Source organism: Prosthecobacter sp. (genome assembly GCF_014879935.1).
Taxonomy (GTDB): Bacteria; Verrucomicrobiota; Verrucomicrobiia; order Verrucomicrobiales; family Verrucomicrobiaceae; genus Prosthecobacter.
In genome coordinates, this window is sequence record NZ_JACSRD010000094.1 from 1 (window position 1) to 21,312 (window position 21,312).

Sequence of the window (21,312 nt, forward strand, 5' to 3'; positions counted from 1 at the left end):
AATGACGAATGACGAATGACGAATGACGAATGACGAATGACGAATGACGAATGACGAATGACGAATGGGTGGGTCACATCGCGAAGATGGTGTCCATGCGCTCGGTGAGCGTCTTGAGGCCGTTCGGATTGATGCCGCCGCGTTGCTCGCTGATGGCCCAGCCGGTGTAGCCGATGCTGTCGAGTGCTTTCATGATCGCAGGCCAGTTGTTGTCACCTTGCGTGAGGTCGCAGTCGAAGCCCTTCCACACGCCCTCGTCCTTCATCTTCTTCGTGCTGTACTCTTTGACGTGGATGCGGTTGATGCGCTTGCCGAGGACGGGGATCCAGTGCTCCGGCCAGCCGTAGCGCAGGACGTTTCCGATGTCGAAGTGCCAGCCGACGATGGGATCGCCGATTTCGTCGAGGAACTTCACCGCCTCGATGGGGCTGAGGATGAAGTTGTTCCAGACGTTCTCGATGGAGATCTTCACGCCGAGTTCCTTGGCGAGAGGCACCGCCTTCTTCAGTTCGGCGATGGAGCGTTCCCATGCGGCCTGATAGTTCACTTCTTCATTCACGACGCCGGGAACGACGAGGATGGAATCGGCGCCGTAGGCCTTGGCATCGCGCAGGGTTTGCAGCACGCCCTGCAGGCCTTGCTCGCGGATGGCGGCGTCGTTGTGGGTGAGTGTCTGCTTCCAATGCGTGTGGCAGCACACGCTGGCGGCCTGCAGGCCCGACTGGCCGAGCGCATCGAGCACTTCCTGCTGGTTCATGCCGCCGCTGGGCTCCACGCCTTCATAGCCGGCTTCTTTTGCGGCTCTATACTTCTCGATCAGCGTGCCCTTGATGCTCAAAGTGCCGCCCATGATGGCCTTGCGCAGCTTGCGGGCAGGCTTGGCGGCTTCCTGGGCGGAAAGACCAGTGGTTGCGGCGAGGAGGGCCGTGGAGGCGGCAGACTGGAGGAAGGAACGGCGGGAGGACATGGCGTGAGATTACGGCGACGTATCGCACGAGTTGTCAGCAAACAAGAAGCGGACACCCGGTCTCCAAAAATGAGTGAAGGGGGCAAACCACCCGCTTCATGGCTCAGCCGTTCTTTTCCAGCAGCGCTTTGGCGGCCTTCTCGATCTTTGGCAGCAGATTCTCCGGCAGTTCGGTCAGCAATGGCAGGACCGCGCCGGTTTGAGCGACGCCCGCGAGTTCCACAGCGTGATGCAGGACAAGGATCGGGCTGTGCGCGTTGCGCAGGTCTTCGAGTTCGACGAACTCCTGCCGGATCGCCTCGGCGGTGGCGTAATCCTTCTTCAAGATGGCCTTCAGCATCGCGGTGGAGCGTGATGGAGCGACGCACACGCATCCGGCGGTGAATCCGGCCACGCCGAAATCACGCATGTGGGTGATGGCCGGCTGCTCGCCGATGCCGCTGACGATCAGGTTCGGATCGACCAGCTTCACCAGCTTTTTGAGATAAGGGTCGTTCTTCGGGTCCTCCTCAACGATCGCATACTTGATCCAGGAGATGAGGCCGTCGTTCACCAGCTCGGCCGCGAGTTCAGGCGTGATGTAAGCCGCGTCCTTGATGTAGAGCACCGCCTTGATGCCGGACTTTTCCACGAAGTGACGCACAGCAGTGGCGACTCCGGCCGGCTTGGAAGGAAACAGCGTTGGCAGCAGCATTGCGGTGGGGAAGGCGAACTCGGTGAGGATCTTGGCCTGATCCATCGCGGTGCCATACATCGGACCGACGGAAGGGACGATCCACATGTCCTCCGGGGCCAGTTCCAGCAGCATGCGCAGCAGCCAGTGATACTCGCTCACGGCGATGTTGTAGAGGTTCGCATTGCCGCCGTAGAGAAGCGTGCGGATGCCACCCTTGTGCATGTGTTTGATCAGGCGGTTGTTCTGCGCCTTGCTCAGGGAAAGATCCTTGTTCCGGCACAGCGGCGGGACGGCGATGACGGACGACTGCAGATCTTCAAAGGTGACGGGGGTGGTCTTCATGAAAGGTGACAGGAGCGCGGAGAACGGGCGCTGCAAAGGAAAACAGCCCCCAACTTCGAGGGAGGGTCAGAGTCCCTCGATGAAGCTAAGGAGATCGGCCATGTCCACGACGGTCATGCCGGTTTCGAGGCCTTCCGGCATCAGGCTCTGCCCGCTGGAGCTGCTGCCTTTGATCTCGCTGCGCTGGAGGGTCTTTTCCGCTCCGCCGGGCATCTTCAGCGTCATGCTGCTCGCCGTGTCATTGCTGATCACGCCCGCGATGGTCTGCCCGTCCTTCGTGTTCACCGTGTAGGCGATGTATTGGGACGCCACCTCCTTGTGCGGCATCAAAATGGCCTCCAACAAAGCCTCGCGGCCCTTCGTCTTCACCGTGATGAGGTCCGGCCCGACGGCGAAACCATTCGCGCCGGCCTTGTGGCAGATCATGCAGCGGCCCATGAACTGCAACTGGCCCTTCGTCGCATCCCCCTTCGCCGCCACCGCCGGTTTAAACTTCACCGCCATCTCCTCACGCGAAGGCGGAATCACCGATGCCAGCGCCGTTTTCGCCGCTGCGGCCACTTTCGGGGACTTGTGTTTGATCAGCGCCTGCACCTGCGCCGCCGAAAACGCCTCCGGCTTCACCACCTTCGCCTCCAGCAACGCCACCGCCCGGTCATCACGGGCCAACAGCGCCTCCAAAGCCACACTTTGAGCCTTCGGGCCATAATGCGCCCAATTTCCAATCAGATTCGCCGTAACTAGTGATGAGCTGTTTTGGGCCAGCATGCGGATTGCTGCGGTTTGCACCGCATCCGGCTGGCTCGCCCCCAAACACATCACCACTGCGGCCTCGGATTCCTTGGAAGGGCTCACGCCGAGTAGTTCGATGGCGTCGAGGCGGGCTGAAGTGCCTGCTAGGCCGTTCGTGGCCGTCTCGGCTGCCTTCGCGAGGATGGCGGCAAGTTTGCCATCGTTGTCTGCTTTGGTGAGATTCGAGCCCGCACGGCGCAAACCATCGCCAAGCGCCTTCACCCAGCTCGCTTTGACGGGTTCGGTGGTCACCACGGTGATCAAAGCAGCCGCGTCTTTACCTTCCGCCGCAGCAAGCGTGATGAGTGACTCCGCAAACGAAGGCTCAAGCTTGCTCAAATCGCCCCGAAGCTGCTCAAACAAGCCGCTGCCCGCATCTCCGAGCACCGCAGCGCTCATCCATTTTCCATTCACGCCTTCGCGCGCCATTTTGGCGAGCCAAGCATCACGCGAAGCACTCTTCGGAGCCGCCAGCGCGGTTTGAAAACGCACCCGCGGCGAAGCATCCGCCGCCAGAGATGACAGCGCGGCCTCATCCAACTTGGAAACACGACGAAGCGCCGCTTCACGAACCTGCGCATCAGCATCCTTCCCTGCGCTGACGACGTGCGGGGCCGTCAAAGCACCAAGTGACTCCAAAGCGTTCAGCGCATGCAGCTTCGCTAGCGCGGGTATCGTGGACATTCCTGTCCCCTCTTTGTTGGGGGCAGGAATGCCCCCATGACTCAGCACCTTCTCCAGCATCGGCACCGCCGCTTTGTCCTGACGCTCAAACAGCAAACGCTGCGCGGTGTCACGATGCCAGCCATTCGGATGACTGAGGAGCTTCACCAGCTCTTCCGTGGTCGCTCCGGCGATGTTTCCTCTTCGCTCTTCGCCCTTCGCTCTTTGCCAGCCTTCCGGCACAATGCGATAAATGCGTCCACGATCGTTGCCGTTGTTGAGATCGATGTGTTTCTTGATCTCGTCCGGGATGCTCCACGGATGCTCGATGACCTCGCGATACATGTCGCAGATGTGCAGGCAGCCGTCGGGGGCGTTGGCGAAGTTTACGACGCGCACCCAGGTGTCCTTCGACGCGGCGAATTCGAAGCCATGCTCGTCAGCGGGGCGTTCGCCGATCAGGGAGATGCCGTCGGCGCTGGGTTTGATGATCTTGCGATGCACGAGCTGGCCGCCGGCATCGCCGGAGAAGCTGTTGTTCACGAAGTCGGGGCCGTAGGCATCGCCGCGATAGATCGTGGTGCCGGTGGCGCCGGTGAAGTAGCCGCTGACGCGTCCGCCGCCCTCGACCGCGCCTTTGACCACACCAGCGATGCGCCAGCGCGTGCGGATGATGCGCCAGGGCTCGTCCGGGCTGAGGCGGAAGACTTCCGCCGCACCACCATCGACCGCGATGCTCTGCCGTGCGGGCGGCATCTGGTAGTAGGGATTGCGGTTCGCGTATTTGTCGTCGTAAACCCAGTATTGAAGGTGGTCGCTGTTTGAGCAGCCGAACTTGCGGCCGTAGTTGTCGAAGCTCATGCCGTATTGCGCCCCGCCGCCTTCGAGTCCGAACTCGAGTGTGCGCGGATCAAACCAGAAGTCTTTTCCACCGAGCTCGATGCCTTTGTCGTCGGGTCGCTTCAAACAAGTGATGACGCCGCGATTGCCGCCGCCGGCGAGGATGTGGACCTTGTTGTCCTGTCCCCACTGAAAGCTGTTCATGAGGCCCTGCACGTTGAGGATTTTCAGCCCGGTGCCGAAGCCGGTGAAGACTTTTTCGCGCACCTCGGCCTTGCCGTCGCCGTCCTTGTCTTCAAAGCGCCAGATGTCCGGCGTGGCACCGACAAACAGGCCGCCATTGGCCCAAATGAGTCCCGTGGGCCACGGCAGGTCATCGGCAAAGACCTGGCTCGTTTCAAAATAGCCGTCGCCATCCTTGTCCTGCAGCATCGAGATGCGGCCGAGGTGCGGCGTGACATCGCGCATCTCGCTGTAGTCGATCATTTCACACACAAACATGCGCCCGCGCTCGTCGAAGCAGATGGCGATTGGGTCGCGCACCTGCGGCTCATGCGCGGCGAGCTGGAGTTTGAAGCCCTTTTTCACCTGCCAGGTGCCGATGGCGTCCTTTGGCTCCACGGCGGGATAGCGCGGCAGATCCTTCGCCGGATCCACGGCGACGGCGTTGTTCGTCGCGCCGTAAGCCTTGGCGTAGGTGGTCTTCGTCACGATTTTGTCCTGAGCGAAGAGCGAAGGGCAAAGGGCGAAGAGGAGGAGGGCGAGCCGTTTCATGGCGGAAGGATACGGAATGCTCCGGCCGCCTGAACAGCGGAAAGTTCCTCATCGTGGTATTGTTGTGACCGCCACATGTGAAACAGGCTGCCAGCCTGTTTTACGTCACAGCACCGTCTCGTTCACCACTTCGTTGCGCTCGTTGAGCAGCAGTCGTTTCGGGATGATCGGATTTTCGCTCTGTCCCCAGGCCATGATGGTCACGCGGTGGCCGGTGTTGATGAGGTGGGCGGCGGCTCCGTTGACGACGATCTGGCCGGAGCCACGCGGGGCGGGGATGACATAGGTCTCCAAACGGGCGCCGTTGGTGATCGAAGTCACCAGCACTTTTTCGCCGTCCCACAGGTCGGCTTTTTCCATGAGGTCGGTCGGAATGCTGATGCTGCCTTCGTATTCGATGTTGGCGTCGGTGATGGCTGCTCGGTGGAGCTTGGATTTGAGGAGGGTTCGGAGCACGGTTCAGAGTGCGTCGTTCAGAGCAGGGGTCAAGCGGCGGGATTGCTGGATGATTGGATTGATGGATGGATGGATTGGTGAATGATGGCGGCGATGAGATTTCGAGATCAAAGACGCTCCGTTTCCAACGCCGCAGGCATGCAGGTGACCCCACGCAAGAGCATGGGGCAGAACTTCCTCCAGGATGAGGCGATCTCCCGCTGGATCGCGGATCAGATCGGTCCCGATGACGCGGACTTGGTCGTCGAGATCGGGCCTGGACTCGGAGCGATGACGAAGCACCTCGTCGGCCGTCCGAAGAAGCTCGTTTTGATCGAAAAGGACTCCCAGCTCGCGCCGGAACTCACCGAGCACTTCGCAGGACGCGAGGATGTGGAGGTCATTCACAACGACGCCACGCGCATCGATTTGCGGTCGTGGTTCCGCCATGGACCGGTGCGGCTGATCGGAAACCTGCCGTATTCCGTCGGCGGGGAGATTTTGAAGCACTGGCTCGGCCTGCCGTCGCCGGTGGGCAGCGCGGTGTTCATGCTGCAGAAGGAGGTGTGTGACCGGCTGGCGGCGAAGTGTGGCGACGATGCGTATGGCGCGCTCAGCCTGCTGGTGCAGAAGGACTGGGACGTTGAGATCCTGCGCATCGTGCCGCCGGACGTCTTCAAGCCGCGCCCGAAGGTCGATTCGGCGGTGATCCGCCTCACGCCGCGTCATCCATCCACGCTGCCGGTGTTTGATCGTGTGTGGTTCGACCGCCTCGTGCGCATGGGTTTTTCGCAACGGCGCAAGCAGCTCAAAAACCTGCTGCCGGAAACACCGAATGGCTGGGAGGCGCTGGCACAGCACCTGGATGTTTCGCTCACCGTGCGTGCGGAGGAGCTTTCGCTGGAGCAGTGGGTGCAAGTCGCCCGCTGGTATGAGCAACGACACGAGGCCGATGCCGGACAGAAGGCCAGCGAGATGTTCGACGTGGTGAACGAGCGCAACGAGGTCACCGGCCAGCTCACACGAGGCGAAGTGCATGCGCGGAAGCTGCTGCATCGCGCGGTGCACATCTTCGTCATCAACAAACGCGGCCATATCTACCTCCAGCAACGCTCGCATCTCAAAGACGTCTCTCCCTTGAAGTGGGACAGCAGCGCCGCGGGCCATCTCGATGCTGGTGAAAGCTATGAAAGCGCCGCCGTGCGTGAACTGGGCGAGGAAATCGGCATCCATGTCGATTCCACCGAGCTGGCGGCCCAAATCCCCGCCGGTGACAACACCGATCACGAATTCGTCGAGCTGCGTCTTGCCGGGCACGACGGCCCGGTGCGCTGTCTGCCGGAGGAAATCGCCTGTGGCGAGTGGTTCAAGCCCGAGGACATCACCGCCTGGGTGGAAGCCCGGCCGCAGGACTTTGCGAAGGGGTTTGTGACCTGCTGGAAGGCGTGGATGAAGAGGTAGCTCGGGCAATCTTGCCCGAGTCGAGCGCTTCCTTTGTGGGCAGGATTGCCCGCACTACCTGAGGCTTCGCGGAATGAACACGGTCTGCATGCCGGCGGCTTTCGCCGCTTGCAGGCCACTGTTGCCGTCTTCCAGAACGAGGCATTCTGCCGGGGGCACGCCCATCAGCTCGGCGGCCAGCAGGAACATGTCCGGCGCGGGCTTGCCATGCTTCACGCGTTCAGGCGTGATGATGATCGGAAAGAGACCGATCAAGCCGGTGACTTCCAGGCTGGCCCGCACGGTGGGCTCGGCGCTGCCGGAGGCCACGGCCATGGGGAAGCGTCCGTGGATCGACCGGGCGAATTCGGCGACCTGGCGGATGGCCTGGAGCTCCGGAATGCGGCGGGCGAAGATCTTCATCTTCAACTCATCCACACTGACCGGGTCGAGGTCCGAGCCGTGGCGCTGATTGAGCCAGCGCACCACGTCCTGCTCCTTCATGCCGGCGTTGCCGTAGAAATCGTCCTCCGTGAAGACAAACGGCGCCTCATGCCGCTTCAGTGCCTCCGTCCAGGCGACATAATGCAACGGCATCGAATCGACGAGGGTGCCGTCGCAGTCAAAAATGTAACCTTGGAAGGGGTAATCGGGGATTTCGAGGGACATGGGGGCCGTTCATAAACCGCAGGCTGCGGCGTGCAGCAACCGCAGTTTTTTCAACGGTAGCAGGGCGTGCGGACAAGTGTGAGGTGCCGCGTCTGCTCGCATTCCCTCCTCCACTCGAATCGCAGTCGGCACCCTAGCGGGAAACCAAAGGCTGCGTGGTTCGAATGGCTTTCATGCGACGCCCCGTCTGCCAGAGGCGGTCCATGATCTTCACACGGCGGGAGATGGCCTCGGCGCTCATGTCCGTACTCACGCCACGGGCGGCATTCTTAAACTGGTTCGGGCTCAGCTTCATCGGCAGGAAGAATACCCAAGTTTTGCAGATCGGCGAGGTCTTTGGCACGTCCGGAGAGCTGCTTCATGGTCGCCAGTCCTTCGCGGCTGACCACCCACAGTTCGTGCGAGTCGAAACGCATGCGCTGCCTGCTGGCCCACACGCTTTCAAACACCGGCATGACGAGCAACGCGTCGAGCACCAGGTGATCCGGGCCGTCAAACTTGCTCACACGCCAGAATCTCGTCTCCTGCGGCGTGCCGCGTTTGAAGGCAAAGGTGCCTGCCACCACGTCAAAACCGAGCGGAAACACCGTTCTCTCAAAGCGGGGCACGTCGGCCTCCATGATGAGTAAATCGAGGTCAAAGGTCATGCGCGGATAACCATGCAGACCGACGGCAAAACCGCCACACACCGCGTATTCGATGTGGGCGGCTTCAAGGGCCGTGGTCACGGCGATCAGCTCTTCACTAAGAATCATGGGAGGTCACACCGCCCGGTTCACCGCGCTGAGCACGGCTTTGATCGAGGCGAGTTCGATGTTGGTGTCGGTGCCGGCACCCCAGACGAGTTTGCCGGTGGCGGTTTTGATTTGGATGAAGGCGAGGGCGCTGGCGCCGGTGCCGCTGGAGAGGCTTTGCTCGCGGTAGGTGGCGACTTCGAAGGGCGAAGCACCCGCGTCCTGCACCAGCGCATCCGCGAAGGCGGCAATGGGGCCGTTGCCCTTGCCGGTGATGCCGCGTTCCTTGCCGTTGATGACCAAACTACAGCGGCAGGTGAAGACGCCGTCCACGCCGTCGGCATGGAAGTGGTAGAGCTGGAAGGGAGCCTCGCGCTCGATGTATTCCTTCCAGAACATCTGCTTCAACTCCGCACCGCTGACCTCGCGACCGAGGCTATCGACGATGTCATTCGCGATGGGGCCGAACTCGCGCTGCATGTCCTTCGGCAGTTCGATGCCGAATTCGCTCTCGAGAAGATACGCGACGCCGCCTTTGCCGCTCTGCGAGTTCACGCGGATGACTTCATGATATTCTCGACCGATGTCGTTCGGGTCAATGGTGAGATAAGGAACATCCCATTGCCCGCTGATTCTCGACTGGAGGAACTCGAGCACGGTTCGGGCCTCCTTCTCAATATCCTCCTCGAAGGGATTAGCGCCGACATTGTGGCCAACGAGGACTTTAAACACCTGTCCAATCTTGTCTGAGATAGGTCGAGCGATAGGTTCATCAGCGAACCCGATCAAAAGGCTCTCAAGCATCTGCTTCTCTTGATCCCCCCACTTAGCGGTCTTCAAAAGATACGGCACTGATCCACCCATCAATCGCTCGGGATCAGTTCCATTAACTGGGAACCAGTCTCCCAATCCTTTCTTGATGGCGTCCTGATGGCTGCCGCTGAAGGCGGTGAAGACCAGCTCGCCCGCGTAGGGTTGGCGTGGTGGCACGGTCATGCCGGTGGTGCGCTCATACATCTGGATGAGGCCGTTCATGTCGCTGAAGTCGAGCTTCGGATCCAAACCGTGCATGTAGAGATTCATCGCGACCTGGACGATGTCGAGATTGCCGGTGCGCTCACCATTGCCAAACAGCGTGCCTTCGACGCGATCCGCGCCTGCCAGCAAGCCGAGCTCCGTGGCGGCAGTGCCGGTGCCGCGGTCGTTGTGCGTGTGCAGGCTCACGATGAGGCTTTCGCGGTTTTTGATGTTGGTGCAGATCCACTCGATCTGGTCGGCATACACGTTGGGCATGCAGACCTCGACGGTGTCCGGCAGGTTGAGGATCATCTTCTGCTGCGGCGTGGGCTGCCACACGTCCATGACGGCTTCGCTAATGTCTTTGGCAAACTCGACCTCGGTGGCGCTGAAGCTCTCCGGCGAGTATTGCAGCGTCGCATGCGTGCCGCCCTCGGTGAGGCGATGCAGGCGGTCTTTGATCATTTGCGCGCCTTTGACGGCCACGGCGATGATTTCCTCCTTCGACTTGCCGAACACATACTTCCGCTGGGCCGGCGAAGTGGAGTTGTACATGTGGATGATGACCTTCTTGGCCCCGATGAGGCTCTGAACGGTCTTTTTGATCAAATCCTCACGCGCCTGCACGAGGCACTGGATCGTGACATCGTCGGGTATGCGTTTTTCTTCGATGAGGCGGCGGTTGAAGCTGAACTCGGTGTTCGAGGCTGAGGGAAAGCCAACTTCGATCTCCTTGAAGCCGCATTTCACCAAGTTTTCGAACATGTCGAGCTTCTGCGAGACATTCATCGGCACAGCGAGCGCTTGGTTGCCATCGCGGAGGTCCACCGAGCACCAGATGGGGACCTTCGGATGGGCTACTGAAGGCCAGTGGCGGTTTTGAATTGGGGCAGCATTCTTGAAGGGATCGAAGCGCTGGTATTTGGAGGAAGGACTTTTCAACATGACGGAAATGGAATGACGAATTTCGAATGACAGAATGACGAATGAATTCCCAGAGGCTCAATCGTGGGCTCGGGAAGGCCGTGACATGACGGCAAGGAGTGCATGACGAGGAAACGCGGGCCGCCTACCCTAGCGTAAGTCGCAGGGAGAGAAGGAGCAGAGCCGTGGCGGGCGTGGTCATGACGGGCGGATGGTAAGAGGAATGGCTGAAAGGTCAAGGCTGCGCTCGGGCGGGGCATTTCACCCCGATTTCACACAAAAGGGAATGACTCGCTGAGGTCGGGGCCGCTACACTCGCGCGCATGAACGGGTTTCTGATCTTTTTCAAACGTCTCCTGCTGGGCGCAGGAATGGTGCTGCCGCTGAACTCATTGATGATGGAATGGGCGACCCGCGCCTGTGCGGCGACGCAGTTTGACCCGATCCCGACGTGGGGGCATGTGGTCCTGGTGCTGCTGATGTCCGCGGCGGTGTTTGTCCCGTGGATGGCAAGACGAAAAGACAGCGCGGCCTGGGGCACCGCAGGGGCGTTTCTGCACGGGGCGGGCCTGGCGGCCACGGTGCTTTACGTGCTGGCGATGGGACCGATGAATGTCGGCGCGTTGATCGTGCTGCCGTTCACGCCGTTGTTTGTCCTGGCTGGGATCGAGGGCTTCATCGGGATTCCGCTCGTGCTGGCCGCCCTGGGGCCGCTGGCGGCATTGGTCGCATGGTTGATGACGCTGGTGATCTCGCGACGTGTCGCGGTCGTCTCGTCTCACAAGGGGCTCTGGCGTGGAGGTTTGCTGGCGGGAGTGCTGGCTGTGGCGGCGGCGGAGTGGTGCATGGTCAGCGTGCACGAGGACATTCGCTGGGCGCTGCGGGCGGTGCAGTTCAGGGAAGGGGACGCAGCCAGGACGCTGCCGAAACTGCGCACCTCGTGGCGGGAGGCGTTCTTGCTGCGTCTTTGCTACAGCGGCGGCGGTCCCGGATATTTCGGACCTTTGGGGCATCTGTTTGACCGTGGGTTATTCCGGCAGGCGTTGAGCTGGGCGGGGGATGAGTCGATCCGCCCCGGCTCGTTTGATCGTGAGGCCTTGAGGGCGCTGTATTTCCGCGTCACGGGTTCGGCATTCAGCGATGTGCCGCCGCCTCGCAGCGCCACGCAGGTGCGGGAGGGATTCCGACGGGTGAGGGACGATCGATTTGCCACGCTGGCCTGGGACGAGGATCGCGGTGGCGGCGAGGTGGGCGCACGAATCCGTGGCCTGTCGATGAAGACGTCGCGCATGGACTGGCATGTGGATGCTGACTCGGCACTGGCGCATGGCGAGTGGACGCTGGAGTTTCACAACCAGCATGCGAATGCACAGGAGGCCCGCTGCCAGATGCTGCTGCCGCCCGGGGCGTGCGTCTCGCGGCTGACGCTGTGGATCAATGGGGAACCGCGTGAGGCGGCGTTCGGCGCACGTTCGCAGGTGACGGAGGCGTATCGCCAGACGGTCGTGGTGGAGCGGCGTGATCCGGTGCTGGTAAACATGGCGGGGCCGGATCGCGTGATGACGCAGTGTTTTCCCGTGCCGCCGGGTGGAGACATGAAGATTCGTCTGGGCATCACCGCACCGCTGGACGCGCAGGCCCCGGCGGCCTTGTTCATGCCACTGATCGTGGAGCGCAACTTCAGCATCCTGGCAGGAACACGGCACGCCGTGTGGGTGCAGTCGCCCCGGCCGCTGGAAGTCGCGGACTCTGAGAAAGATCCCGCCACGATGGAGAACGGCGCCTGGACCTGGCAGGCGGAGGTTCTCCAGGCCGAGATGGCCAGGCTGAGCTTCGGCGTGAAGCAAGCGCCGCTGCCCAAGGTTTGGACCACGGACAAACTCGCAGGTTCGGAGCCGCCCGTCGTGATCGTGGAGCGATCTCCGACGCCGGCTTCACCGCCGAAGCCGTTGTGGGTCATCGTGGATGCCTCAGCCGGCCTGCGTCGTCACGCCGCCGTGATCCGCAGGGCGTTGCAAAAGCTCGCAGCCCAGGGACCGGTGACGATCTGGGCCAGCACCGACGGTGATGCGGTGGAGGTGCCGGCTGCGGAGATCGAAAGCCGCCTGCAAGAGGCGAACTTCGCTGGTGGACGCGATGCGGTGCCTGCCTTCAAGGCTGCGCTGCAGCGGTGGCGCGGTTCAGACGCTGCCGCGACTCTGGTGTGGCTGCACGGCCCGCAACCGGCGGAACTCAATGGCAAGGAGATCGTGAAACAGCTCCTCGAACGTGTGGCGACGCCGCCACAGATTCATGCCATCGAGCTCGAACATGGCCGGAACCGGCTGCTGGAGGAGCTTTACGATTCCGCGCCCGTCATGGGCGGCCTGCGTTGGAGCGGCGGCAGTGCGGATGAACTGGCCGCAGCGCTGGAGAACCTCCGCCGTGGTCCCGCGATCCTCGCCAAAGTCTCCCGCGCCATGTCGCCACCAGCGGACGGCAAGGAAGTGTGGGATCAGACGGCCCGTCATGCGGTGTTTCGTGAAGTGATGGCCGTGTTTCAAGGTCGCGACCGTGTTCCCGGCGACCAGGCGAAGCGAGCGGCGCAGCACCAGCTCGTCACGCCCTATTCCGGAGCTGTCGTGCTCGAAAACCAGCAGCAATACGATCGTGCCGGATTGAAGCCGGTGGATGCCGGCAGTACGCCGCAGATTCCGACCAACGCCACGCCGGAGCCGTCGAGCCTGCTGCTGCTGGTGCTGGGCCTGCTCGCAATGAATCGGCGGCGGCGGTGATCGCATTCAGGTCTTGAAGGGAGGAGGAGCAGGAGTAGGAGGAAGAGGAAGATTTTGCACCCAACTCATGACCCGATTCCGCCCATGCATCGACCTCCACGACGGCCACGTGAAGCAGATCGTCGGTTCGTCGTTGCGGGATGACGGGACCGGCTTGAAGACGAATTTCGTGAGTGATCGCGACGCGGCCTGGTATGCCGAGCTCTACAAGCGCGACGGTTTGACCGGCGGTCACGTCATACTGCTGGGCAAAGGCAACGAAGAGGCCGCCAAGTCGGCCGTTTCGGCCTTTCCTGGCGGATTGCAGGTCGGAGGCGGCATCAAGCCCGAAAATGCGGTGGAGTATCTCGATGCAGGCGCCAGTCATGTCATCGTGACGAGTTACTTGTTCGAAGCGGATGGCACCTTCAGCGAAACGAAGCTCCAAAACATCGTGAAGGCCGCCGGACGAGACAAACTGGTGATCGACCTGAGTTGCAAAGCCACGCCAAAAGGCTGGACGGTGGCGATGAACCGCTGGCAGACGCTGACGACACTTGATGTGACGCCGGAGTCGCTCAAATGGCTCGCCGGGCATTGCGCGGAGTTTTTGATCCATGCCGTCGATGTCGAAGGAAAGTGCGAGGGCATCGACGAGGCGCTGGTGAGCTTCCTGGGCGAGCATTCGCCGGTTCCGATGACCTATGCGGGCGGAATCCGGCATCTGGACGACTTGAAACGCATCGACGAGCTCAGTCACGGCCGCGTCGATGGCACCGTGGGCAGTGCCTTGGACCTGTTTGGCGGCTCCGGTGCGAAGTATGACGAATTGGTGGCCTGGAACCGGCGTGAACCGGGAAGGAACTGACATGTGGAAGGGCGTCATCATCTTCTGCGTCGCCGCCGTGGGCCTGGGGCACGCGCAGACGGATGCTGGGGCGGCCGGCTTTGCCACACGTCTGGTGCAGTCGGCGATGGAGCGCACCACCCACACCGTGCGTTACGATCCTGCCTACGTCCGGCTTGATTATCCGAATGGCGACGTGCCGGCCGACACTGGCGTGTGCACGGATGAAGTGATCCGCAGTTACCGAGCGCTCGGCATTGATCTGCAAAAGCTCGTTCACGAGGACATGCGGCGCAGCTTTTCCGCCTATCCGAAGATCTGGGGCCTCAAGTCACCGGACAAGAACATCGACCATCGGCGTGTGCCGAATCTGCAGGCCTTTTTCAAACGTCGGGGAGCCTCATTGCCCGTGACGCGCAACGCCGCCGACTACAAGCCGGGCGATCTCATCACCTGCACGGTGCCGCCCCACCTGCCACACATCGCCATCGTCGTTCCCGCACCAGACGGCGACGAAACGCCGTGGATCGTCCACAACATCGGCCAGGGCCCGAAATGCGAGAACCGCCTCTTCGAGTTTCCGCTGACCGGACACTACCGGTTTCACCCGCATCTGTCGCATCGGTGACCAAACGTTCAGCGGACGATCTCGACGGTGACTGAGCGGTGATCGGAGCCGAGCGGCGGGCCGATGGTGCGTTTGGTGATGGTGAGGCCGTTTTTTACCAGCACGTGGTCGATGGGCATCAGCAGCAGCCGCCCAAAGCCCCACGTCGGCATCCAGGCCGGATCGACACAGTGGAAGTCGAGGCCGCTTTGCCTGCGCAGCCGACGCATGCCCTCACACCAGGGCGTCGCGTTGAGATCGCCGGCCAGGATCACATCGGCGTCGGTGCTGGCGGCGATGCTGCTGATTTGCGACAGTTGTTCGTGCCAGGCGGCGGCGTTCGCAGTCGTCATGGGCGGGATCGGATGCGTGCCGATGAAGGTCAGCGGCCTGCCGAGGTAATCGAGATTCAGCAACACGGTGGGCAGTTCAAACCCGGAGAGCCGGCGCACCTCGCTGCTCTTGAGCGGCAGTCGCGTGTAGCAGGCGATGCCGAAGTTGCCATCGTTCATCTCTTCGACCCGATGAGGATACTTCACCCGCAGAGGTTCGAGGTTCAGCCGCCAGAATTCATCGACTTCCAGAATGCAGACGATGTCGGCGTCGGCTTCCAGCACGTGATCGATGCAGGCGACATGGTTTCCGTTGCTGGTCATGATGTTGAAGGTCATCACGCGCAGGGGTTTCGCAGAAGACGCCGGAATGGGCGCGGCGGTCTGATGAACCGTATAAATGAGCTGTCCGTTCCACAGCAACGACATCAGCGCCACCGCCACAAGCCAGGTGCGGCGGCGGAGCAGGGAAAAGATCAGCACGACCGCCGAAACAGCCAGATAAGGCAGCCGGAAGTGCGAGAAGAGGTCCAGCGCCCAGTGCAAGCGGCCCAAGCTGCCCAGCCACGTGCCGGTGAGAGCGAGGAAGGCGATGACCTCGCACAAACCGCCGAAGGTGACGGACGTTTTGAAAAGCGATGGGCGTTCGGCGGGCGGTGCTTCGTCATTCATCAGTCAAAGGTGGTCAGAGTGAACGTGATCCGGCGTGGATGCACCTTCTTCTTGCGCGGGAATGGCCGCCGTTCATGGATCACGGCCATGGGCAAACTCCAAGACAAGATCGCAGTCGTCACCGGGGCCGGACGCGGCATCGGCAAAGCTATCGCTGAAACCTTCGCCGCCGAGGGCGCGAAAGTGGCCATCGTCAGCCGCACCCAGGCCAATTCACAAGCCGCGGCGGAAGCCATCAATGCCGCCCATCCCGGTGCCGCGAAGGCCTACGCTCTCGATGTGGCCGACGGTGCCGCCTGTGCCGAGGTCGGAAAGCAGATCCTGGCTGATTTTGACCACGTGGACATCCTGGTGAACAACGCCGGCGTGACCAAGGACGGCCTGCTCCTGCGCATGAGCGAGGAAGACTGGGACGCGGTGCTCGACACGAATCTCAAAGGGGCCTTCAACATGGTGAAGGCGGTGCAACGCAGCATGTTGAAGCAGAAGGGCGCCCGCATCATCAACATCAGCAGCGTCATCGGCCTCATCGGCAACGCCGGGCAGGCGAACTACGCCGCCAGCAAGGCGGGATTGATCGGCTTCACGAAGTCGCTCGCCCGCGAGTTCGCCGGCCGTGGTGTCACCGCGAACTGCATCTGCCCCGGCTTCATCGCCACGGACATGACTCATGTGCTGAATGACCAGGTGAAGGAGGAGATCCTCAAAAAGATCCCGCTGGGCGATCTGGGTGCCGCTGAAGACATCGCCGCGGCAGCTCTTTATCTGGCCAGCCCCGCCGCACGTTACGTCACCGGGCAGGTTCTGACGGTCGATGGCGGCATGGTGATGTGAGGCTGGATGCTGGATGCTGGATGCTGGATGCTGGATGCTGGATGCTGGATGCTGGATGCTGGATGCTGGATGACGAGTCCTGCATCCGGTCGCGTCAAGCGCGGAGGTCTCGGTGTGAATGATGCGTCCCTCGGCTGGTGATTTCGTAGGCGGTGTAGCGCGGAATTCCGATTCCGCGAAGGCACCGACTTGGTATCGGAATACCGAGCTACAAAACGCGGGCTGGCATCGTGTGCCTCCCTATGAAGAGAGTGTGAGAAATCAGAGCTAGCTGCCTGGCTGGAGAAACAGCATGCCGAGAATGCTCACGCTGTTGAAGACGGCGTGCAGGAGCATCGGAGCCAGCAGGCATCCGGTGATCTCGTAGGCGATGCAAAAGAGCACCGCCAGCATGAACAGCGGCAGGATGCTGCCGACATGGACGTGCACGATGGCAAACATGAGGGCTGAACTCAGCGCCGCGAAGGGGGCGTCGGTGTAGCGTTTCAACACGCCGTACACGAAGCCGCGAAACAGAGTCTCCTCCGCCAGTGGGGCGACGATGACGGCTGCCACGACGACCAGAAATTTGAAAAGGAAGCCATCGGACGCCTGAAACGCCTTCACGGTCTCCTGCGGCTGCAGGTCCGGCCAGACATCCTTCAGCAGCTCCACCGTGGCGGCCGAAAGCAGATTCACCGTGATGATGACGATCACGGTGAAGACCAGCACCACGATCCCGAGTGAGCGCCAGTGGATGTGCTGCAGCCCGAACAGCTCCGCCGGGTTCAGGCCGCGGACGCGGTGCAGGTAGATCAGCAACCCGGCGCAGGCGATGAGGTGAAACGCCATGCCGAAGACGAGGCCGCCGAGGGTCACGCCGCCTCCGCCGCCCGCCGCAGTGGCGGTGGCATGCGGCTTGATGGCCAGAATGAAGAACAAGCCCAGCATCGCCAGCACGATGAGGTCCACCACGGCGTAGGGGCGGGAAAGGACCTGCCCTTCGTGATTCCAGGCGGCCTGCGGCCGGTAGTGACGCAGCAGGCGATAGCCGAACAGGGCCAGCGCCGTGGCAATGCTGACGAAGATGGAGAGATCCAGCAGGATGCCGGCGGAAGGTGCGTCCAGCATGATCAGTGCGCGTAGGTGGAGGGAAGGTAGTAAGGGACGCCGGGCATCAGTTTTGGCAGCAGGCCGCCGCCCACATCGAGCTGTACCTTCGCTTGCTGCCCCTGTTTGGCCTTGGCCGCGGCAAAGACATCGAAAAAGCTCACCTCACGGCGATACTTCACCACGCCTGCGTCAGGAGCCTTGCCCAGCTCGCGAGCGAGCGCATAGGCATCCTCCACGTAGCCGATTTGATCGACCAGTTTCGCCTCCAGGGCCTGGCGACCGGTGACCACGCGGCCATCGGCCACGTTTTTGAGCTGATCCTTCGGCACGCCCCGCGCTTCGGACACGATGCCGAGGAAGCGGTCATACATCTGCGTCACCAGATTCTGCACGTAGGCTTTCTCGTCGTCGCGCATCGGTCGTGCGCCGTTCAGGGAGTCCTTGAACGCGCCGCTGGTGAAGGTCTGCATGCCCAGGCCCACCTTGCCGAACAACTCGTGGTAGCTCAGCGTCTCGATGATCACGCCGATGCTGGCGGTCAGCGTGGTTTCGCTGGCCACGATCTTCGTCGCCCCGCAGGAGACGTAGTAGCCGCCGGAGGCCGCCATCGCGTCCATGTAAACCACCACCGGCTTCTCCTTCGCCGCCTTTTTCACCGCGTTGTAAAGGATGTCGGAGGCGGTGACCTCGCCGCCGGGGGAGTTGATGCGCAGCACGATGGCCTTCACATCCTTGTCTTTGCTGGCCTGCTCCAGCGCGTCCTTGATCGAATCGACGCTCGGCATCGCCTCGGCGAAGAATCCGCTGACCTCCATGGACGAGATGATGCCGTCGAGGTCGATGTGCACGATCTTGTCGCGCGTGGTTTTGGCCGCCTCCTGCACGGTGGTCTCGCTGAGCTTCTTTTTGGGGTGCGCCGTGGGATGGATGACGCCATCGCCCCAGTCGATGTCCATCTTGCCCATCACCTGGCCGAGGTTGAGTCCCAGGCTCACCACCAGTGCGAGCACCAGCAACGCGATCAAACATCCGGAAGTTTTGCTGCTCATGATTCGGCCATGCTACGTGGGCCGTCTGGCTTGCCAAGCTCTCAGGCCAGTTTTTGCGCGGCTCCGCCAAGAGGCCGGGTCACTTCTTGAACAGGCCGCGCAGGCCCTTGAAGGTGTCGATCAGGCCCTTCGCTTTGTCTTCAATGTCTGAGCCGAGCAGTCCCTCCAGGCGGCGCTGGATGTCCGGTTTGACTTCAGGATGAGAAAGGGAGCCCGTGATGGTGAGATCGAAGGCGAAGCGCCCCTGATCGTCCGAAAACCCATCCACAATCAGGCGTGACAGCGTGTTGTTGATGCCGCGCGAGGAGATGCCGCGGACCACCTGCTCCTTCAAGGCATCGCCGCAGTAGAGCCGCGTCATGAGGCCCTGGTCGTCTTTGGCGAAGTTCATCCACGAGTCACGCTTCACCGTGACCTGGTAGTCGGGCAGCGCCAGGTGCGCGTCAGAGAGGAAGGTGACGCCCTCGTCCTTGCTCAGCACGTGCACGGCCAGATCCTGCGCCAACTGGCCGCCGATGCGGACACCACGCAGGTCGATGCCGTATTTCATGAGCTTCTCAAGATGATCGCCCGCCGCGTCGCCAATGGTCATGTGTCCGCCGACGAGGGAGCCTTTGTCGATGGTGAGTTTCAGCATCGCCGCGGGCGACCAGGTCAGCGTGGTGGGATTCACCGGGGCCACATCGCCTTCGCCATGGATGGTCATGTCGGCGAAACGCACCTGCTGCATGCGGCCGCCGAGCGCCGCCATGCCATCAAGCTGCACTTTGGCGGAAAGCCGCACTTTCAGGTGATTGTGGCCGCCGAGATCGGCCGGATCGATGTCGATCTCGGTCAGGGAGAGGTTGAAGTCGCTGAGGTCGCCATCAAACCGCGAGTCAGCGCTCTGATTGCGGATGCGGAAGCGGGCGCTTTCGATGCTGATTTCCTGCAGGGCCAGCCGTGCAGCACGGGGCTGGTCGCTCACCGGCAGATCCACCTGCGGCATGGAGGCGATGACCGGCTCGGTGCTTTCCTGCACCGCCGTCGGCGTGGAGGGCAGGGGAATGGCCTTGGGCACGCCATCCGGCGTCATCACCACCGATGTGCCAGGACGTTGAAACAGCTTTTCCAGGGAGGAGCCCTGGTCATGGCTGATGAACTCCTGCACGTCCGCGCCGAGGATGCGCAGCACGCGCGGGAAGAACTGCTTGTGCCACAGGCCCTCCGGCACCAGTTCCAGGTAGGCCATGTCGATCTTCACCGGCGCATCCTGCAACGGCGGCCGGCCATCCAGCGGCGTGCCGGCAAAGGCATCGCGCGGGGCGATCTGGATGCCGGAGAGGCGCAAGGTGGGCGGCCAGGAGAACAGCGTCAGCGTCACGTCATCGAGCTGCACACGCGCGTTGATGTTCTTCTCCGTCTCCAGGACGAGACGTTCCTTGCTCACGTAACGACGCAGGATGTAGGCCCCTGCGAAAGGCGTGGCGGTGGCACCCAGCACCAGCAGGGCGAGCACGGTCAGGATCAGCTTCTTCATGCGCGGAGCATAATCGGCCACGTCCGGATGGAAATTTGAGATTTCAAATTTGAATCAGGGATTCCCGGCTATGATCTCAGCCCGTTTTTCAATCCCGCTCCGCGGGCAGAAGTGCCCGCATCACTTTCAAACTTTCCCTCATGTCCATTCGCGTTCGTTTTGCTCCCTCGCCCACCGGTGACCTTCATGTCGGTGGTGCCCGCACGGCTTTGTTCAACTGGCTCATGGCCCGCAAGCACGGCGGCACCTTCATCCTGCGTGTGGAAGACACCGATGGCGCCCGCAACACGGCGGAAGCCTCCGCCGGCATCCTCAAAGGGCTGCGCTGGCTTGGACTGGACTGGGATGAAGGCCCTGAGGCCGGTGGTGATTGCGGCCCGTATTTCCAAAGCCAGCGCAAGGCCATCTACGACGCCTATTTCAAGAAGCTGGAGGACGCCGGACGCGTGTATGCGGAGGAAAATGGCGCGATGCGCTTCAAATTCAGCCGCACGGCCATCACGGTGCATGATCTGGTGTGCGGCGACGTGACCTTCGCACCCACCGAGGAGCCGGACATGACGATCCGCCGCCCGGACGGCAGCTACATCTTCCATTTCGTCAACGTGGTGGACGACATCGAGATGCGCATGACCCACGTCATTCGCGGCGAGGACCATCTGTCGAACACTTGGAAGCACATCGACCTCTTCAACGCCTTCGGTGTCACGCCGCCGACTTACGCGCACATCCCGCTGATCCTGAACACCGACGGCACGAAGATGAGCAAGCGTGACGAGGGCAGCGCCATCGAGTACAGCTACATGAACGCCGGTTTCCTGCCCGACGCCGTATTCAACTATCTCTGCATGCTCGGCTGGACGCCGAAGTCCGAACGCGAGAAGCTCACTCGCGCCGAACTCACCGAGTTGTTCGACGCCGAGGCCATCCACAGCAGCAACGCGAAGTTCGACATGAAGAAGGCGCAGTGGTTCAACGCGCAGTATCTGCGTGAATTGAGCGCCGATGACCTCTTGAAGCACTCCCGGCCCTTCCTCACCGCCAAAGGCCTGCAGTGGAGCGATGACGCGATGGCGGCCGCTGCCGTGCACAGCGTGCGCGAGAAGGTGAGCCTGCTCACCGAGCTGCCCGAGTGGGTGCATTACTTCTTCCGCGAGGATTTCCCCTTCGAGGCCGATGTCGTGGCCAAATTGAAGGCCAAACCCGAAAACGGCAGCTTGCTGAAGGCTGCGGCCGATCAACTCGCCCAATCCGCCGAATGGACCGAGCCAAGCGTGCACGACGCCGTCGAAGCCGCCGCCAAAGCCCTCAGCGTGAAACCCGGCGCGATGATG

At 61.9% G+C, this 21,312-nt stretch carries 18 protein-coding genes; 6 read left to right on the forward strand and 12 right to left on the reverse strand.

Annotation, left to right across the window (positions count from 1 at the left end):
* Positions 1–73: 73 nt before the first annotated feature.
* The 4 genes from IAE77_RS05755 to panD all read right to left on the reverse strand — a co-directional run bounded on the left by IAE77_RS05755 (position 74) and on the right by panD (position 5,510).
* Positions 74–967, reverse strand: coding sequence for a sugar phosphate isomerase/epimerase family protein (locus tag IAE77_RS05755; RefSeq protein ID WP_294223138.1), 894 nt, complete (start codon positions 965–967; stop codon positions 74–76).
* Between the two features lie 103 nt (positions 968–1,070).
* The gene (locus IAE77_RS05760) at positions 1,071–1,985 is read right to left on the reverse strand and encodes a dihydrodipicolinate synthase family protein (protein ID WP_294223142.1); all 915 of its coding nucleotides are present in this window, start codon (positions 1,983–1,985) and stop codon (positions 1,071–1,073) included.
* Between the two features lie 66 nt (positions 1,986–2,051).
* Entirely contained in the window at positions 2,052–5,054 is a 3,003-nt protein-coding gene (locus IAE77_RS05765) for a PVC-type heme-binding CxxCH protein (protein ID WP_294223144.1), read from the reverse strand.
* Between the two features lie 105 nt (positions 5,055–5,159).
* Positions 5,160–5,510, reverse strand: a complete 351-nt coding sequence (gene panD / locus IAE77_RS05770; protein WP_294223147.1) for an aspartate 1-decarboxylase — start codon at positions 5,508–5,510, stop codon at positions 5,160–5,162.
* A 138-nt stretch (positions 5,511–5,648) separates the two neighbouring features.
* Between panD and rsmA the strand changes: the two genes are divergently transcribed.
* Complete coding sequence (gene rsmA, locus IAE77_RS05775; protein ID WP_294223149.1) at positions 5,649–6,950, forward strand: 16S rRNA (adenine(1518)-N(6)/adenine(1519)-N(6))-dimethyltransferase RsmA; 1,302 nt, start codon at positions 5,649–5,651, stop codon at positions 6,948–6,950.
* A 54-nt stretch (positions 6,951–7,004) separates the two neighbouring features.
* On the opposite strand, the gene IAE77_RS05780 is transcribed toward rsmA, so the two are convergent.
* The 4 genes from IAE77_RS05780 to IAE77_RS05795 form a co-directional block, all read right to left on the reverse strand.
* Positions 7,005–7,598: an HAD family phosphatase gene (locus IAE77_RS05780; RefSeq protein ID WP_294223151.1), complete on the reverse strand. Its 594-nt coding sequence runs from the start codon at positions 7,596–7,598 to the stop codon at positions 7,005–7,007.
* 133 nt (positions 7,599–7,731) lie between these two features.
* Positions 7,732–7,893 carry a hypothetical protein gene (locus tag IAE77_RS05785; RefSeq protein WP_294223154.1) on the reverse strand — a complete coding sequence of 54 codons (162 nt, stop codon included), beginning with the start codon at positions 7,891–7,893 and terminating at the stop codon, positions 7,732–7,734.
* On the reverse strand, positions 7,868–8,353 hold the full coding sequence (locus IAE77_RS05790; protein WP_294223157.1) for a hypothetical protein: 486 nt from the start codon (positions 8,351–8,353) through the stop codon (positions 7,868–7,870). The genes IAE77_RS05785 and IAE77_RS05790 overlap by 26 nt, the downstream gene beginning before the upstream one ends.
* Positions 8,354–8,359: 6 nt before the next feature.
* The gene (locus IAE77_RS05795; RefSeq protein WP_294223160.1) at positions 8,360–10,294 is read right to left on the reverse strand and encodes a 2-isopropylmalate synthase; all 1,935 of its coding nucleotides are present in this window, start codon (positions 10,292–10,294) and stop codon (positions 8,360–8,362) included.
* Positions 10,295–10,596: 302 nt separating this feature from the next.
* Here IAE77_RS05795 and IAE77_RS05800 point away from each other — a divergent pair, with 302 nt between their 5' ends.
* The 3 genes from IAE77_RS05800 (at position 10,597) to IAE77_RS05810 (ending at position 14,501) form a co-directional block, all read left to right on the forward strand.
* The gene (locus tag IAE77_RS05800) at positions 10,597–13,047 is read left to right on the forward strand and encodes a VIT domain-containing protein (protein ID WP_294223163.1); all 2,451 of its coding nucleotides are present in this window, start codon (positions 10,597–10,599) and stop codon (positions 13,045–13,047) included.
* A gap of 67 nt (positions 13,048–13,114) precedes the next feature.
* Positions 13,115–13,894 carry a phosphoribosylformimino-5-aminoimidazole carboxamide ribotide isomerase gene (hisA, locus tag IAE77_RS05805; RefSeq protein ID WP_294223167.1) on the forward strand — a complete coding sequence of 260 codons (780 nt, stop codon included), beginning with the start codon at positions 13,115–13,117 and terminating at the stop codon, positions 13,892–13,894.
* Between the two features lie 106 nt (positions 13,895–14,000).
* Entirely contained in the window at positions 14,001–14,501 is a 501-nt protein-coding gene (locus IAE77_RS05810; protein WP_345780962.1) for a DUF1287 domain-containing protein, read from the forward strand.
* Between the two features lie 8 nt (positions 14,502–14,509).
* Here the strand turns inward: IAE77_RS05810 and IAE77_RS05815 are convergent, their stop codons facing one another.
* Positions 14,510–15,484, reverse strand: a complete 975-nt coding sequence (locus tag IAE77_RS05815) for an endonuclease/exonuclease/phosphatase family protein (RefSeq protein ID WP_294223171.1) — start codon at positions 15,482–15,484, stop codon at positions 14,510–14,512.
* An 87-nt stretch (positions 15,485–15,571) separates the two neighbouring features.
* On the opposite strand from IAE77_RS05815, the gene fabG reads away from it, so the two are divergent.
* On the forward strand, positions 15,572–16,318 hold the full coding sequence (gene fabG / locus IAE77_RS05820) for a 3-oxoacyl-[acyl-carrier-protein] reductase (RefSeq protein WP_294223173.1): 747 nt from the start codon (positions 15,572–15,574) through the stop codon (positions 16,316–16,318).
* Positions 16,319–16,585: 267 nt separating this feature from the next.
* Here fabG and IAE77_RS05825 read toward each other — a convergent pair whose 3' ends face one another.
* The 3 genes from IAE77_RS05825 to IAE77_RS05835 form a co-directional block, all read right to left on the reverse strand.
* Positions 16,586–17,428: a CPBP family intramembrane glutamic endopeptidase gene (locus IAE77_RS05825; protein ID WP_294223175.1), complete on the reverse strand. Its 843-nt coding sequence runs from the start codon at positions 17,426–17,428 to the stop codon at positions 16,586–16,588.
* Between the two features lie 2 nt (positions 17,429–17,430).
* Positions 17,431–18,459 (reverse strand): signal peptide peptidase SppA, encoded by a 1,029-nt coding sequence (gene sppA, locus IAE77_RS05830; protein ID WP_294223180.1) that lies wholly within the window; start codon positions 18,457–18,459, stop codon positions 17,431–17,433.
* 79 nt (positions 18,460–18,538) lie between these two features.
* A complete protein-coding gene (locus IAE77_RS05835; protein ID WP_294223184.1) occupies positions 18,539–19,978 on the reverse strand; it encodes a hypothetical protein in 1,440 nt (479 codons plus the stop codon).
* A gap of 140 nt (positions 19,979–20,118) precedes the next feature.
* Between IAE77_RS05835 and IAE77_RS05840 the strand changes: the two genes are divergently transcribed.
* On the forward strand, positions 20,119–21,312 hold a 1,194-nt coding region (locus IAE77_RS05840; RefSeq protein WP_294223186.1), incomplete at its 3' end, for a glutamate--tRNA ligase family protein.